This window comes from Pseudomonas nitroreducens (assembly GCF_014204515.1).
Classification (GTDB): Bacteria; Pseudomonadota; Gammaproteobacteria; order Pseudomonadales; family Pseudomonadaceae; genus Pseudomonas; species Pseudomonas nitritireducens_A.
Genome location: NZ_JACHLI010000032.1, coordinates 76,680 through 91,364, shown reverse-complemented (window position 1 = coordinate 91,364; position 14,685 = coordinate 76,680). Strand labels below are relative to the sequence as shown.

Sequence of the window (14,685 nt, the reverse complement as noted above, 5' to 3'; positions counted from 1 at the left end):
GCCTTGAACTACCGATCCCCAAGGGAATTTCGGCGGCGCAAACAGGCAGCAAAATTAGCGTGAGTCCCTGTACTCAGATGCGGGGAGCAGACCACCTGGGAAGTGGCTCACCCAGGACGTCGACTCAAAACTCATAGGGGTGGGAGGGTTGGAGCCCACCAACCAGTGCGCCTACCAGGCACCCAACAATCGCGCATTTCCGAAGTGGCTGGTGTTTCTTGCTGTTCGGAGTGCGGCTCTTGGTCATCTGTTGATTTTCCTTGGACTGTTGCTTACGGGAAGTCCCGTGGGTGTTGGTTTTCGCCGGGGATTTGAACCCCAGCCGGGTATCTGCAGTTGCGTTGCTCTGGTTGCCGTTGACGGCTGGAGCAGCGTTGACATTTACATCCCCGGTGAGGCTGAAAGCATTCACCTGGGCGTTGTTGGAAATGCCTGCGACTGAAGGTGCCTGGCTCTGCCCACTCCTATGAGTTCTGAATGGCGCCATTCTACATGGCGAAAGGCCATTTCTAAACAATTCTCCCTTGCAAATTGCAACAGCTTGTCGGGATGCAATTCGTGAAGAATTAGTGAAAAGCCCGAGATAGACGCTCCGGTGTGGCCTATCTTGGCGGCGTTAAGCCGCAGGCTTTGTAGTCGTCATCGTCCATCACGGTCTTGAACACGCACGAGGAAGTGGAAGATGCGCGCTGGACTGGTGGTTGGCGTTGGACGTCCGCTTTGGATCGCTGTTGCTGTGTATGAACAGTAGGCATGAACTCGCCTACGGCCTGGCTTAGGGCCTCTGTGTTTTTCCAGCCGGCAAGGATCAGTGCATCAGTGCGGCTGTTTATCTGATCGACCAGCCGTTGGTTAAACTTTGGCGACGCTGGGTTCAGCTCGTCGTGCATGATGACGTAGGCATCAACCAGGAAATCGTACTCAGTCTTCTTCTTGGGGAGCGAGGGGGCCTGTACTGCAGCCGGGGCTTGAGCTGCTGGCGCAGATTGAGGCGATCCAGGCTGATTGAACGCAATGACTGGCTGACCAGCATCTTGCTGAGTCTTTTCTTGCCAGCCTCGGTAGAAGGCACCATTGCTCTTGTTGGCGTTGTAGAGGCCGATGCCGAGGATAGCTGCGAAAGCGATCAGAGTGAGGAAAACCCAGTTTTTTGACTCAGGAGCATCGAGCCCCTTTGCTCTGGCCCTGGTTTCGGCTAGCTGGGTTTGTCGCTCGGCCTCTGCCGCCTTTGACGCGGCATCACGCTGGCGCTTTTCCTGTGCCCGCTGGCGCTGCAGGTTCTCCCGTGCCGATTGTTCAGAGACAATCCGTTCCCGGTTGGCTTGGTCTGCGGCTGCCTGTGCAGCATCCTGCAGACGCTTGGCTATGTAGAAGTCATCGCGGATGGCAACAACCAGCAAGGCCATGTATTCAGCTTCGAGGGCGCCAGGGTTACCGCCACTCCGAGCGAGTGCCTTCGCCATCAGGCCAGCCCGTCGAGCGCCGGAGCGGTACTCCTCTAGAGCGAGGACGTGGAAGTGCTCATCGATGAGTCGATCAGCAACCTGCTTGTCTTTGAAGTACCGGAAAGGATTGAGCTCCACCGCACGCGTCTCCCTACACGCTGGCCACCGCACGTGGCCGGGTGCGCTGATGATGGCACAGCGCCCGGTTTACCTCTAGAAAAGGAAAGCCCCAGCGACGAATCACCAGGGCTTTCGGGGTTGCCGGCCTTACCTTTCGCTTGCGCTATCCCGCTCACAGGCTGGGGGAGCATAAGCTCCGGTCGGTCTGCCCTCCAGAGGGAGTTCCGGTTGCAGATCTGCTTAGAGAATAACGATTAGCAGTGATCACCTCAATCAGCTCCGGACGATCAATTTCTGATGCCAATGATAGATAGCGCCTATCGTAATTTGAGTCATCAGTTATGAATATCTATCTTTTAAAGCGAACTTAAAGTGATTTCTAGCATACTTAAAGTAGTTTCTAGGATAGCAAATCGAGCTAAGGTAAAATCGATAATTTGCTCGCAAGTTACTGATAATAAAAGAATAGTCATAGGAATAACGTGCCTGGTGATTTGCTTCGATTTCCCATGTTCTATCGAAAAACGATGAATCCAGTCGAAAAACGATGAAAAAACGCCCAATCCATCGAAAAACGATGAATTTGAAATCTGGCCGTCCTGGCCACGGTAAAAAGCTCAGATTTCACGTAGCAACGCGCGTTTGCCCTAGATGCTGTTTGCCAGAGCTTGGCTCCGCGATACGCAAATCAGTCGTTCGCGTCCTCATTACAGCTGCTTCACCCGTGACAGCTCGGTAAGATTGATTGAATGCCCCGCCCTCCGAGGCGCCGGGTGCTGCCAATAACAAGAACAAGAGGCACTCCATGCACGTCTTCCAGCTCGCTACTGGTAGCGAGATCACTTATTTCGTCTTCGACGGCTCAGGAATGAGCGCCATTTGGGGCGGCCCCTCACTGCGCGAAGCCTATGAGTACACCCAGTCGCATCCTTCCCCGAAGGGGGACTACAAAACCACCATCGAGCGTCAGCGGTGCTACACCAACGATGGGAAGCTCCAGTGCGTCCGCACCCACATCTGGCGTGTTGTTGGCAAAGAACTGCAGCTCGCGAAGGCTCCACTCCACCAGAAGCGCAAGGGGTACCTGGACTACTGGATGTCCCTTCCGAAAAGACCGGCCTATCCAGAAGGCACTCCCCTATACCTAGAGGTCATGGACTCGTTCCAACTTCTGTCCAGGATTGGTGCCAACCAGGCCGCAAGCATCATGCTTCATGAGGGGCTTAAGCTGGTTGAGACTCAGCGTAAGCGTGAAGCCAGGAGTCAGAAGTGCACCAAGTGCTTCAAGGCTGCCTCGAGGTTGGTCGGAGTCTTCACTCCGCTGGTGAAAGACCTCCATGGGCTAATCGCATCACTGGTGGCGAAGGTCAGCAAGGGCCACCCAAGGCTTCCGTGACGAATCACCCTGACAACAAGAACAAGGGGAAATACCAAAGTGAGATATCAATTCATCGAGAGCCAAGCCGGCATCCGGTATCAGGTCGGCTGGAGCCTCAACGAGCCGATCACCGAGTTCGAGCGTCTCAAGGACGCCGTGGCCTACATCAGTTCGAACAAGGCCAAGCGGAACAGAGCCTGGGGCTGGATCAAGCGGGTCAAATGGGTTAAGGAGAATGGGAAATCTCGTAGCGACCGCACTCACGTATTCCGCTCGAACGGTGAAATGCTCCAGCTTTACCAGGCCCCGATCAACCACAGGCACCGAATGGGCCTTAGCGACCGTCTCAATCAGCTGCCGCTAACCACGAAGCCCGTCGAATCTCCGAGCCTCAAAGCTGAGATCGACGACGCTGCCTGGGCGGTCGCTAGGTTGGGTATGCATGAAGCTGCGCACTTTATCCACGAGCAACTTCGCTTGCTGAACGAGCGAGACATCAAGGAACGGCGCCGGCAGTCGCGGATCGATATGGTGAAGGCAGTGCTCTCCGCTTGTAAGTCGGGCCTGACTTTCAGCAAGAGCGGCGCGTAAGAAGGACAAAGGCCAGGGGGGCTGGCCTTTGTGGTGAGAGGTCTCACCCTGCCAGGTTTCAGCCCCATGGCAGGGTTCCTACGTCGGTCATTGCCGGCTGATGGCCACCGATTTCGCGCTCTCGGTCACACTATAGCGCACCTGGCTGTCTATGGCAGCCTAGACGTTAGTTCCAACGGCCAAGAAGGCCGCGTGCTTTCGAGCCTTGATCAGGTCGCCATTGAGTGGAGTAATGTCGCTGCGTAGATGCTCGATGAAGGCCTCGACTTCCCGAGCACCGCTAGCCGTCAGGTGCTTGCTGCTTCGCCAGGCGATCAGATCCATGACCTCGGCCGGGCAGATCCACTGCACCTCCTCGACAAGCTCACTTCGCTCAACACCCTTCGCTCTGGCCCATTTATGGAGCTCTCCATCGCCCTGGTAAGCAAGATGGTGATTGGACTTCCAGGTCTCAGGGATAGGACGGTAGCCGATCTTCTCTGAAGCCACGCCGTTTGCGAACGCATTGCAGGTGACGGCCGGGACGTCGGTGATGATCAAACGGATCACAAGCTCGATGTCACTGGACTCATCTATCTCCTCTTCCCTGCAGGCATTGATGGCCTCGAGGATACTGCTCTCGAAAACCGAGAGATAACTTGAGCCCCAGGCCCTGGTCGAGCGTTCTGCGAGTCGTTTGCCGTTCCTCCAGTACTCCAGGACGGCGCGAGTCTGGCGGATCCAGATGAGCCGGCGCTCAAACTCAACAACCCGATAGTCGCCGAGCCCAGACACGTCATGATAGGAGGCCAGCTTGGCCACCTCCAGTTTGACGATGGGCTCGGTGGTGTACTGCGTATCGTTGATGTCGTTGGCCACGGGGAATCCTATCTCAGCAAAGAAGAGCCCGGCCAGGGGCCGGGTCTAGTGAAGGCGCGCAATTTACCAGAAAAGGAGGTGTAGGTCAGCTTTGCTCGTAGTCGGATGGCTTGATCATGAAGGACGGTTTTAAGGGTGGCACACCCTTCTTCTCAACGATCTTGCCGTCGCGAATCTCGTGAGCCTCGGCGAAACTCTTGACCATCCTATCCAGCCAGGCGTCGTAGCCGCCGTTCTTGACGTTGATCAGGCAGCCGGCGTAGAAGAGATGCCCCACTGCCTCAAGGACGTTGCCATTCGCGGCCACAAGCGCCTTCCGGCACTCCATCATCCCGTGGCCGCTGATCTGGCGGAGAATCCTAACACTCTCGGCAGTGATCTCTGCAGTCTCGGGCACAGGGCCAACATCCCCTGCTCTGGCCATGAATGCCGGCTTCTTCTCCAACTCGCCATGCACATCCTGGAAGTACTTCTTGAGGGTCGCGCAGGCGTCCCTCACCAAGGTGTGTGATTCGGAACCAGGTCGCCGGCAGGCGATGTTGATCACCCCGAACGCGTCACCCTGTGCCATCTCAAGAAGCTCCCGGCACCTTTGCGGGGAAGCGTCGGTTATCCTGGCCAGGATCTGAATGTTGTTCTCGCTGATGTTCAGCGGCATGGGGATGACCTGCCTTTACCTGCAATTGTTGGTATATTCATCACTCTACCCGGCAATCCTGCCGGGGATATAGCATCGGCAGCATTCCCGTGACGATCAAGCTATTTCAGTGTGGAGCTCACCCCTGCAGGAGGTTGGAGCGCTGGCAGCCCGCCATGGAGAAGGAGCTGCAGACCTTTGTTGAGTCCAACCTCCCTGTCCTGCTGGGCATGCGTCTGGTGGCCTCGGAATACCGCATAGGCGCCCAATTGGGCCGAATAGACACTCTTGCGCTCGACGACGCGAACTCTCCGGTTATCATCGAGTTCAAGCGGGACTCCGCACCAGAGAACGTGATGAGCCAGGGGCTCTTCTACCTGGACTGGCTCAAGGATCACCGTGACGAGTTTGCCCGCCTGGCCGCCGAGCGCCTCCACATCGATCCGGCTGTGATCGACTGGTCTGGTGTCCGCGTGGTGTGCATCGCCCAGGACTTCAACCGCTACGATTTTCAGGCGATCAACCACTTCAACGCCAACCTCGACCTTATGTCGTACCAGTTCTTCACGGACTCCCTCTTCTGCCTGCAGCACCAGGCGTCGACCAGGCGGCCGGACTACTTGAAGGAAAGCCTTCAGCGCGCCCAGAGGGCTCGATTGGGACGAGGGTTTGCTTACCGCCTCTCCTCGGCCGGCCCAGCAGTGCAGGCATTGGTGGCGGCACTTCGCAGCAAACTCGAAAAGCTGGCTGATGTGGTGATCACCGAGGGCCCAGACGACTGCCAGTTCGGGGCGCCGGAGATGTTCGGTCGGTTCTGGATCACCGCAGGGGTGCACCCGCGCCTGAAGGTGAGCCTGGCGCTCGAGCAGCAGGATCGCAACGCCGTTGCCGGCGTCGCCCGAGCGGATGGAATGGTGCAGTTCTCCATCCGCACGACGGATGACCTTACGGCTCTAACTCCGGAGCTGGAAGCGGCTTACCACCGGGCGCTGCGCTCGCAGTGAGGCCAAGCCTCTGACAGAGGTTCTGGACGTAGAAGTCCAGAATCTTGTGGACGTTGCCGGCGTACCAGCCAGAGCCGTGCAGACCATTAAATTCGATCAGCTGGTAGCCTTCCGGGGTCAGGGCTACGTCCATCGTTTGGGCGTGATCAGGCAGATACACCTCGGCCAGGCGCCGAGCAGCATCGTGAACTGCGCCCTCTTCGATGCGCGCAGTCTCCAGTACCCCCGCCTTTAAGTATTGGCTTACCTCTACAACTTCGCCGCCGATCACCCAGGTGCGGTACTCAGCCAGAATCTCACGCACCGGGCTCACGAAGACCTCCAGGTCGTCGCGGACGTTGCGTTCGATGCAGTGATGACGCCAGGTTTGCTTATCAAAGACCCTAGCCAGCAGCGCCTTCGTTTCGAAGTTAGGGCGAACGTGCGCATTCGGGTGCCGCTCCAGATGCTCGAACACCTCCCAGGCCTGCATCGTCCTGCCGGCGCTGTTGAGCGCCAGGCTGCCGAACTTCTTCATCCAGGTATCGGTGCTGTAGGCCCCCTCCTCGAACTGCAGGTACGCGCCCAGGGCGCACTCGCGGAACATCTGGTTCAGCTGTGTGGAACCGTAGGGGATGACCAGGTCGTACTGACTCCAGTCGGCCAAGTCCATGATGTCCAAATCCTTGGCCGCCGTGCAGTCGACAATGTCGTAGCCGTTCAGCTGTGCGTAGTAGCCCACAGGCGTCGTTAGGCGAGTGACGTAGTTTGTCTGGAGCAGGAAGGCGATCTTGGGTTTCATTGAGAGGACTTCAGTGTGGCCATACGGCCGCCGGCACGGGCGTGATTACCCGTGCCTTGAGTCTATTGGGATAGCACCCGAAAGGAAAAGCTGGTTAGGCGGCGTTCCGCCGAGTTGGGCGAGTAAGCGAGAGCTCTTCCAGCCGGCGGGCTTTCTGGCGAAGGCCCTCGATCAGTGCGACACAGTTGGTCAGCTCGACACTCACGAATGTCTCTACCCTGGTCTTGGGCGAACGATTACCGGGAATGAAGCGGCGCTGGCGGGTGTTGAGCTCCATGATCACACGCGAGAACACCATGGAGGCAGAGACGCCCACACGCTGGTCGACCTCGACACGCAGTGCCTTGACCGCCGCCAGGCACTTGCTGAGTTCGTCGACACCGACGTCGAAGATCTGCTCACCGGTAGCATTGCCGGGGCGCCAGGCGCGCTGGAGGCTGTCGTACTGCTGCAGCTGGCGCTGCTCAAGAACACTTATCGCCAGCGCCAGGGCGTCATTTGCAGTCAAAGGAGGTGCCAAGGCTAGCAGATCAGATTTCGTGAAGGCCTTCATGACGCCTGTTTCCTCTGTTCTGCTATCTGGTGCTCGGTCGCTTCTTTTCGAAGCGTCTCCACCAGCTTGATGCACTCGTTGGTCGTGTCAGTGATGACGCGAAGGCGCTTCTGGATCAGCTCAGCCACGGCGCCACTCCCCGTTTCGCGTAGTGCTTGTTGGTGTGTGCACAGGCGCGCTCGGAGTCGGTTCTCGGCCTCAATCAAACGGTTGAGACCAGGAACGTACTTGGCGGCCTCTCGCAGCTCCATACAGAGCGTGTTGATCGTGTCCATGCAGTACCCGATCTCGCCAATGGCAAGAAGGGATCGCTCGACCTCTTCAGCACTCTGACAGGCCGCCTGCTCCAGGTACTTGCTTCGCATCAAGGCCTGTACACGCCGGGCAGCCTCTACGAGGACGTAACCATCCCCGTAGAGAGTCTTCTTATCCGCATCCTTTGCGCCGGCATCCATGTCAGGCCATCCTTTCGGTCTTGGAAGCCGCTCGGGCCTCGCGATCCATGTCACGAACCTTGTCGGCTTCGCGCTTGTCGTGGTTCTTCTTGCCCTTGGCGATACCCAAGGTGCATTTCACCAGGTGACGATCCCAATGTAGATCGAGTGCCAGGCAGGTGTAACCCTTCACCTCCACCGATTCGCGGATATCCGAAATCTCCTTCCTGGAAAGGAGCAATTTCCGTGTACGCTGCGGGTCGTGGAAATCATGGGTTCCGGCCGTGATCAATGGATCGATCCTGGCGCCGATGATGTACGCCTCGTCGTGGAGGATCTTCACGTAGCAGTCCACGAGCTCGGCCTTGCCAGCGCGTAGGGACTTCACTTCCCAGCCTTCCAGCTTGAGGCCGGCAACGATGCGCTTCTCGATGAAGTAGTCATGGCCGGCCCGGCGGTTCCTGGCAATCGGCGGCACGTCTTTGTGCTTGGGTTTCATCATTCCTTTCCTTCTTTTGCAGCCTGAGCCCTGGCCAACACAGCATTGGCGAACTCGATAGCTTCATCCGGGGTCATGCTGACCCTGGCGTCACAGCCATCCCGGTCGCCCAGTTGCACCAGGACGTTGGTCTTCCTGTCGGTGTAATCGATCACATGGCTGGAGACACCCCAGTGCTGCTGGCATGCAACCTTCTCCATTGACCATACTGGGTCACGCTCAAGATCAACCCCTTCCGGAGAATTGGTGATCGTCATGGCCAGCCTGGCAAGCCATTCCATTACCCGGTGGGCGCGGGAGGCAATATCGGCGGCGCCGTACTTGGAGACGTCTTCCAGCTGCGCGAGGATGTCTAGAACCTTACCCCATTCCTCTGCAGGAATGACGTTTCCTGCAGCTGGGTCTTCGCGGATGCCCCAGAGGCTTTCGACGAGCGCCTGCACAAGGATGAGCGCGCGTTCCGCTTCATCACGCCCGGCCTGCATTTCCTCGATCATGCCCTGTCGGAACTTGAACCCCTGCTTTTCCTGTTCCTGAGCGAAGGCGACAAGGTGCACAAACCCAGGAGATATCTGAGCGCTTTCACTGTGTCTGGTCAGCACGTAATGGCGCTTCCATGCCGGCCAGGAAGCCGTCACATTCCGAAGGCGCCAAAGTTGGGTTCGCTCGATATCTTCAGGCGTTAGAGGCGTCGGTTGCTTGGGCACAGCCCCGAAGTAGTTGTGGATCATGCGAGCTTCGCCTGAGCCTCGCGCGCTTCCTTGGCTGCCTGTACCAGATGCTCAGCAAACAGCTCCGCCTGATCCGGGGTCATGTCGGTTTGAGCCAGCTGACGAGCTTCATCACCCAGCTGTACCCGGACGCACGCCGGCTTTCCCCCGTTCGGGGCCTTGGGCTTGATCAACCAGCCAGCGTTAGAGCACCCAGGCTGGGTGTACTGCATGTAAACCTTTTGCTCTGCGAACATGTCCGATTCCAACAGTCTTAGGAACAAAAAAGGCGCTTCGAGGAAGCGCCTTTTCTGGTTTATTGGTGGAGCTGGAGGGGGTCGAACCCTCGTGTCTCAAACGCCCGTCAGTTAACACTACATGCTTAGTCGATCTACTGGGTGACCCTTCTTCGCGCCGCTCGACAGGCTCTCGTAGGGTGTGCTGGCTAAGTTTCGGATCACCCTGCGCCAGTCAGCGGGGATCACCTACCCTCATTCGTATGACGCTGACTAAACCCGAGAGATGAGGAACTCAGGAGCCAGCGGAAGCAGCCCTTAGGCTGCTACGGAGTAGACTTCGTCGTTGGCGACTAATCTTTTGCGGTCATTTTTGACGAGATGAACCGCGTGCTCGGCATGCGTCTTCAAACTTCTTTTCGAGGTCGAATCCAAATCAGCCCCGTGAGACACATATTACGCTAAATTCGCACGGTGTCAATAATCTAGAAAATGCGATGAGTAGATTTCCCAATGATTGGCTATCGCACCTTTGCTCAGGAAACAGAAAACCGCCCGAAGGCGGTCTCCTGAGTTGGGTATTTGGTCTCAAAGAGAGAGACCGCTCTCCTCCACTGTGGGCTTTTTCTCCAGGTCGCGCTGAACTGGGACGTCACCAAGTGAGCAGGAAGCCCATTCCAGATCCCACATCGTCAGTCGACTGATGGTCAGGTCGTCTCGATTGTCCTCTGCATCAGGGGCGTTGTAGGTGTGGTGGGGATCAGAAAGACCAGGAACGAGATCATGCAGTGTCCTCACCAGAGATTGGAGGCGGGCCCAGATGCCGGCCCGGATTGTGGCGAGGATATGCAAATCCGGTGCAAAAGAAAGCCCCCTTAAGGGGGCCTTGGAGCTCAGCTCTGAGAGAGCATGTATCTGAGAACCGCGCCGGCCCTTTTGGGGTCTGGGATGGCGAGAATCTCCCAGTACAGTGCGGAAAACGTCGAGCACAGCTTGGCAGGGTCGTTCTTGTTGGCTGCACCTTTTTCTAGGAACTCGAGGGAGCCTGGGTGTTTCTTCTCCAGGCGCACAGCAGCTGCTGTCATGTCGCTCTGGATCTGTGGGGTGCTGGCGTTGGATTGAGGGCGAAGGGATGCGGCTTCAATCATTTTTTCCAGAGCAGCCACGTCCTCTTTCAGAAGTGCCATCGGCAGAATGCGCTGGATGTCCACCTGTTGACCATTGGGGCCAGGGAAAATGAAGTCCGCGCAAGCTTTGGGGTCGATCTTCACCAAAGCGTCGACCTCACGCATCTGGATCGTCCAGTAGTTCACCAACTCAGGGCCTGGAGCCTTGGCCATGTACACTGGGATGATTTCCTGGATCTTCCTGGCAGCCTCGGCGGTGATCTGGGCCTGCGACAAGCCGCGCTCGGCACCCTGCATCAAGACCGCCTTCATGGTCGCATAGCTCTCCGGATCGTACTTCAGCATGGCAGCGTACACCGGTAGCTTGATCAGGAAGTGGTCGACCTTCATCGGGTCTTTCCAGATGGTCATGGCGGCGGTGCCATAGCTGCGGCTTTCTACCAGGCGAGTAACGATATGTTCACGGCGAAGCTCGGCATTGTCCGGGAACCACATGTCATCATGCTTGGTGGAGGTTGCCTTCATGATGAACTGCCATGAGGCGCCATGGTCACGAAGGATCTTTATGAACTCTTCATTCGACGAGGCATCGCTACCGCTTGATCCGACCAGGGCGGCCGAGTGGAAGCCAATTCGCCCTTTTTCCCCAAGTAGACGCTCCTGGCCAGACATGAAGATCAGGACGCAAGCGCTCATGCAAGCGGAGGAGGTGTAAGTCGTGAGCCCCCGTTGGCGCACCAGCTTGCCGATGTAGGCTGCCTCTTCGACCAGCCCGCCGGAGCTGTTGACCTGCAGGATTTTCACCGTCGGGTGTTCGTTAAGAGCTTTCTCAACCGCTGCGGCCGTGCCGGCCGGGATGCCACCGGCAATTTCCAGCTCGGTGTTGTCCTGCAGGAGCGTCAGACGGTACTCAGGGATCTTGTCCTGACCGATGGCGATCATGATCTTGGACTTAACCGCCGGCAATGCTTGGGTAACGTAGGTATGTGCAGTGCGGAAGCCGCCCAAGACAACCATCAGGCATGCCGCCAATGCCCAGATCTGCCTGCCGCCGCGCGGCACATGCATCGAGGCCGAACGCCAGATGCCGACCAATTGCCAGATGGTGATTGCCAGGAGCACGACCCAGAAGGTCGTCACGACAATCGCGGAGGCCATGGCGCCCATGGGGGCACCGTCCAGCGCCTTGAAAAGGACGGCCATGACGAACATCAGGAGAATGGTGAGCAGCGTCCCGTTGACCCAGTAGGAGCGAGCCAGGGAGTAGTCGCCGTTCCAGTGGGTGCTGATGAAGTTGCCGCCCTTGGCCGGCTCCGGAGTGTACGACGCCGTGAGGGTTGAGCCACACTGCAGGCACTGTGCCCGGTCGTCAGAGCTTGTCGCGCCACAACCACTGCAGGAGACGCTTTGCACCATTGTTCAGAACTCCATTTCTGGTTTGCGGATTGTGCACCGGCCTGGAGTATCGCACTGCCGTCGAGGATTGAAAATCGCGTCAGCATGCCGAGCATCGGGTCACCCACACTCGTTTCATAAGCCATGTGGCGACCTACTGATTTTCTACTCCCTTTAGCATGTGCACGAATATCGAAAGCTGATCAGTCACCGCCTCCGCCACCCCCGTCCCCGCCTCCACCGTCGGAGCCACAATCGCAGCTGGAGTCACCACTGGCCCAACTTGAGCCACTGTCCCCTCCGAAAGCCCACCAGGAGGATTCTGAACTAGAACTTGAGCTGCTCGAACGTGAACCGTTTGTGCCAGCAACGGGACGTTTAGCCTGTGACGACGATGCAGATTTTCGTGGCAGCAGTGTCAAGAAGACCCAGATTATGATGCCTACGATTGTTGCTGGGACGAATGAGAGGATCGGCCCCTCGTTTCCGCCGACGAAATAGCTCAGGGCGTTGACTGGGACGGCCATGAGCACGGCAAACGACCAGTAGCGAATGAAGCGCCAGGCCAAATAGAGGTTGGAGCTGTCTCGGGCCTTGCAGTAGACCGCATATTCCTGCTCTTCTTCCCTGGTCGCATGACCGTCACGGACGCGAACCTTGAGTGTCTCGATGTCCGTCACTGAAGGGGTTCCTCTTCCTGATCAAGTAGTTCATCCAGCCCTCGGTCGACCTCGTGGGCAATTTCACGACGCTCATCATGGCGCCCCGATGCGATGGACTGGAGCTCATGGCTCAGCTCGCAAGTACTGCCGTGCCCAGGCACGCTACAGCGGCCAAACTTCTTCCTATCGCGCATCAACTTCGGCATCAGGCTACTCCCGCATCAATCAGCTGAAGATCCAGACACCAGGCTGCTCGGCTAAAGCTGGCGCGCCCGGTGCCGCAGGATGATGTTTGAAACCAAAAGACTCATCTCTATGAAGCAGGAAATGATCATGCCGACCAGGGCGCCCGCTGCGGCCGCAACCTCAAGGGTGTAGCGCGTCGCGTGCAGGTCATTCTGGTAGTAGACCGCCATGGCGGTCAGAATCGAAGCGAAGATCGTCTGACCGATCACCATGCCGGCGGCTGAACCTGCCTCTTTCAGGCGCCGGAACCACTTCTGAGTCATGTGCCCTCTGCTCCAATACCGTTGATCAGTCTCTGCCGGCGCCACTGCCGGCAGAGATTTATAGCGCTTCCGCTGCCTCTGGAGAAAAGACCAGCCGGCCCGACATGATCGCGTTGCGGATTGCGGTCAGCTCTCTGCAGGGCTGGAATTCCTCAAAGATCACCAGTTCCCGGCGCCGACCACCGCACTTGCGCGACTGCTGAGCCACGTATTCTTCGGCTGCTTTTCTGGTCAGATGCACGCCGACGAAGTTCCAGTGCTCCGTCCAGGCATAGACGTGGATGAAATCCAGCTTGTCGATCAAGGCGTACTTATCATCATCGCCGAGGTCATCCCATCGGGCATCCTCAGCTTCAACGGCCATGGCCTGCAGGCGCTCCTTCAGGTCATCGTCCAGCTGAGCCATGAATGAGTCGAGGGTGTACCAGGACGAGTCATCCCACTGGATCACCCGGTTGTCTGTGTACTCGGGATCGAAACCAACCTGGATGTGGCGATCTTTCACCACGAACATTACGTCCCCGGTTGCATGCTCGGCATACAGCGGGCCTACGCAGTCATGCTTCATCTGGGCCACAAAGGCATCCCAGGACTCCTGGGTGAGCTTTCCGCCGTTAACCAGCGTGGTGTGTTCAGTCATGACATGTCTCCATACGATGTCGAGGGCCGGCGCTGCCGGCGAGGTGCGATCAAGGTCTTACAAAATCGTGAGCAATATACAAGGAAAGGAGTCATGTCGGTGCAATTGGTGCTAAATTGCATTCCCAGCTTATGGCCAGGAGGCCTCCTCGATGCGATCACGCGGGTTCTACTTCTGGCTCGGTTTAAAGCCATGGCTCGTGAAAGATGTGTGGCCAGTAGTTGCGAAGACGCTGAAGGTTCTGTTCGCAATGACCATCGTCACTCCATTCTACCTACAGGCAGCTTACTGCTTCATTGGTCATTTTGACTCTTGGATTGGCGACACCACCTGGTTCTTCAACTCCGCCCCTGACAAGGTCTTTGCCTCAGCGATTTGGTTTTTCCCTGTCGCCGCTTTTCTCGCGCTTGTGCTTTGGGGACTCTGGATCTGGTTGAGGCTTCCGGATCAGATTGAGAGGATCATCAGTCATGGCAGGAAACGGGCGTATCTGCGGTACGAGAGCTGGCGGGGCTGACGCTAACCCTCCGTTGCAGGTAGAGGCCTGGCTGTAAAAATTTTTGCCAGGTGCGCTTTGGCAGCAGGCAGGCGTAATTCGGAGCTCACCGGAGAGTAATGCCAGTAAGCTGCGATGCCGCTGGGCGGTAGCCACCACTGGAAGCCATTCAATCGGATGATCCAGGGCGATTTTGGCGAAAGGCGTGAGACGTTACCGACCACGATCCCTTGGATTGAGGCTGTTTGGCCCATCGGGCCTTTAGTCCAACTCAAATTGGTCACATCAAGGCCGTTGTAGCGCCTCAGCGCACCCTCAGTCCACAGGCCCCTGGAACGAGTACGTCTCCTGGTGCCGGCAGAGGGTGGTCAGCGGACATCAGGCTGCCTCGGGGTACTGATCCACGCAGCAGGGGCATGGGCCAGGATCGCCGAAGACAGCACGGATCTCGAGTTCTGCCTCCTGTCTCGCGGCGTGGCGCATGGCCTTGGCGCTGCTCTCCGACCAGGATTTGGTGCCGTCGCGAATGTCGTCGCCGGCCACGGTGCGGCCTTTGTTTGTGTTCGGGCTGTACGGACGCATAGTTGTCGCTCCAGTAGGTGCTGACAAC

At 57.6% G+C, this 14,685-nt stretch carries 18 protein-coding genes and 1 other RNA gene; 4 read left to right on the top strand and 15 right to left on the bottom strand.

Annotation, left to right across the window (positions count from 1 at the left end; all coding sequences use genetic code 11):
- Positions 1-602 precede the first annotated feature (602 nt).
- On the bottom strand, positions 603-1,583 hold the full coding sequence (locus tag HNP46_RS28745) for a hypothetical protein (RefSeq protein ID WP_184595890.1): 981 nt from the start codon (positions 1,581-1,583) through the stop codon (positions 603-605).
- Positions 1,584-2,370: 787 nt separating this feature from the next.
- Between HNP46_RS28745 and HNP46_RS28740 the strand changes: the two genes are divergently transcribed.
- Positions 2,371-2,961, top strand: a complete 591-nt coding sequence (locus HNP46_RS28740; RefSeq protein ID WP_184595888.1) for a hypothetical protein — start codon at positions 2,371-2,373, stop codon at positions 2,959-2,961.
- Positions 2,962-3,000: 39 nt separating this feature from the next.
- Positions 3,001-3,534 carry a hypothetical protein gene (locus tag HNP46_RS28735; protein ID WP_184595886.1) on the top strand — a complete coding sequence of 178 codons (534 nt, stop codon included), beginning with the start codon at positions 3,001-3,003 and terminating at the stop codon, positions 3,532-3,534.
- A gap of 159 nt (positions 3,535-3,693) precedes the next feature.
- On the opposite strand, the gene HNP46_RS28730 is transcribed toward HNP46_RS28735, so the two are convergent.
- Both HNP46_RS28730 and HNP46_RS28725 read right to left on the bottom strand, forming a co-directional pair.
- Positions 3,694-4,392 (bottom strand): hypothetical protein, encoded by a 699-nt coding sequence (locus tag HNP46_RS28730; RefSeq protein ID WP_184595884.1) that lies wholly within the window; start codon positions 4,390-4,392, stop codon positions 3,694-3,696.
- Between the two features lie 85 nt (positions 4,393-4,477).
- Positions 4,478-5,050 carry a hypothetical protein gene (locus tag HNP46_RS28725; protein ID WP_184595882.1) on the bottom strand — a complete coding sequence of 191 codons (573 nt, stop codon included), beginning with the start codon at positions 5,048-5,050 and terminating at the stop codon, positions 4,478-4,480.
- A gap of 155 nt (positions 5,051-5,205) precedes the next feature.
- On the opposite strand from HNP46_RS28725, the gene HNP46_RS28720 reads away from it, so the two are divergent.
- Positions 5,206-6,033, top strand: coding sequence for an endonuclease NucS domain-containing protein (locus tag HNP46_RS28720; RefSeq protein ID WP_184595879.1), 828 nt, complete (start codon positions 5,206-5,208; stop codon positions 6,031-6,033).
- On the opposite strand, the gene HNP46_RS28715 is transcribed toward HNP46_RS28720, so the two are convergent.
- From HNP46_RS28715 to HNP46_RS28665, 11 genes are all read right to left on the bottom strand, one after another.
- On the bottom strand, positions 5,975-6,814 hold the full coding sequence (locus HNP46_RS28715; RefSeq protein ID WP_184595877.1) for an ATP-grasp domain-containing protein: 840 nt from the start codon (positions 6,812-6,814) through the stop codon (positions 5,975-5,977). The genes HNP46_RS28720 and HNP46_RS28715 overlap by 59 nt on opposite strands.
- Before the next feature lie 94 nt (positions 6,815-6,908).
- A complete protein-coding gene (locus tag HNP46_RS28710; RefSeq protein WP_184595869.1) occupies positions 6,909-7,367 on the bottom strand; it encodes a hypothetical protein in 459 nt (152 codons plus the stop codon).
- On the bottom strand, positions 7,364-7,822 hold the full coding sequence (locus tag HNP46_RS28705) for a hypothetical protein (protein ID WP_184595867.1): 459 nt from the start codon (positions 7,820-7,822) through the stop codon (positions 7,364-7,366). The genes HNP46_RS28710 and HNP46_RS28705 overlap by 4 nt, the downstream gene beginning before the upstream one ends.
- A gap of 1 nt (position 7,823) precedes the next feature.
- The gene (smpB, locus tag HNP46_RS28700; protein ID WP_184595865.1) at positions 7,824-8,303 is read right to left on the bottom strand and encodes an SsrA-binding protein SmpB; all 480 of its coding nucleotides are present in this window, start codon (positions 8,301-8,303) and stop codon (positions 7,824-7,826) included.
- Positions 8,300-9,031: a hypothetical protein gene (locus HNP46_RS28695; RefSeq protein WP_184595858.1), complete on the bottom strand. Its 732-nt coding sequence runs from the start codon at positions 9,029-9,031 to the stop codon at positions 8,300-8,302. Before HNP46_RS28695 ends, smpB begins: the two co-directional genes overlap by 4 nt.
- Complete coding sequence (locus HNP46_RS28690) at positions 9,028-9,267, bottom strand: hypothetical protein (RefSeq protein WP_184595856.1); 240 nt, start codon at positions 9,265-9,267, stop codon at positions 9,028-9,030. Before HNP46_RS28690 ends, HNP46_RS28695 begins: the two co-directional genes overlap by 4 nt.
- 63 nt (positions 9,268-9,330) lie before the next feature.
- Positions 9,331-9,690: a transfer-messenger RNA gene (gene ssrA, locus HNP46_RS28685) on the bottom strand.
- Positions 9,691-10,139: 449 nt separating this feature from the next.
- Positions 10,140-11,789, bottom strand: a complete 1,650-nt coding sequence (locus tag HNP46_RS28680) for a hypothetical protein (protein WP_184595855.1) — start codon at positions 11,787-11,789, stop codon at positions 10,140-10,142.
- A gap of 655 nt (positions 11,790-12,444) precedes the next feature.
- Positions 12,445-12,636, bottom strand: a complete 192-nt coding sequence (locus HNP46_RS28675; protein ID WP_184595853.1) for a hypothetical protein — start codon at positions 12,634-12,636, stop codon at positions 12,445-12,447.
- A 51-nt stretch (positions 12,637-12,687) separates the two neighbouring features.
- Positions 12,688-12,939 (bottom strand): hypothetical protein, encoded by a 252-nt coding sequence (locus HNP46_RS28670; RefSeq protein ID WP_184595851.1) that lies wholly within the window; start codon positions 12,937-12,939, stop codon positions 12,688-12,690.
- A gap of 58 nt (positions 12,940-12,997) precedes the next feature.
- Positions 12,998-13,579, bottom strand: coding sequence for a hypothetical protein (locus tag HNP46_RS28665; RefSeq protein WP_184595849.1), 582 nt, complete (start codon positions 13,577-13,579; stop codon positions 12,998-13,000).
- Between the two features lie 250 nt (positions 13,580-13,829).
- Here HNP46_RS28665 and HNP46_RS28660 point away from each other — a divergent pair, with 250 nt between their 5' ends.
- Positions 13,830-14,096 (top strand): hypothetical protein, encoded by a 267-nt coding sequence (locus HNP46_RS28660; protein WP_184595847.1) that lies wholly within the window; start codon positions 13,830-13,832, stop codon positions 14,094-14,096.
- Between the two features lie 357 nt (positions 14,097-14,453).
- Here the strand turns inward: HNP46_RS28660 and HNP46_RS28655 are convergent, their stop codons facing one another.
- On the bottom strand, positions 14,454-14,657 hold the full coding sequence (locus HNP46_RS28655) for a hypothetical protein (RefSeq protein WP_184595845.1): 204 nt from the start codon (positions 14,655-14,657) through the stop codon (positions 14,454-14,456).
- Between the last annotated feature and the right edge of the window lie 28 nt (positions 14,658-14,685).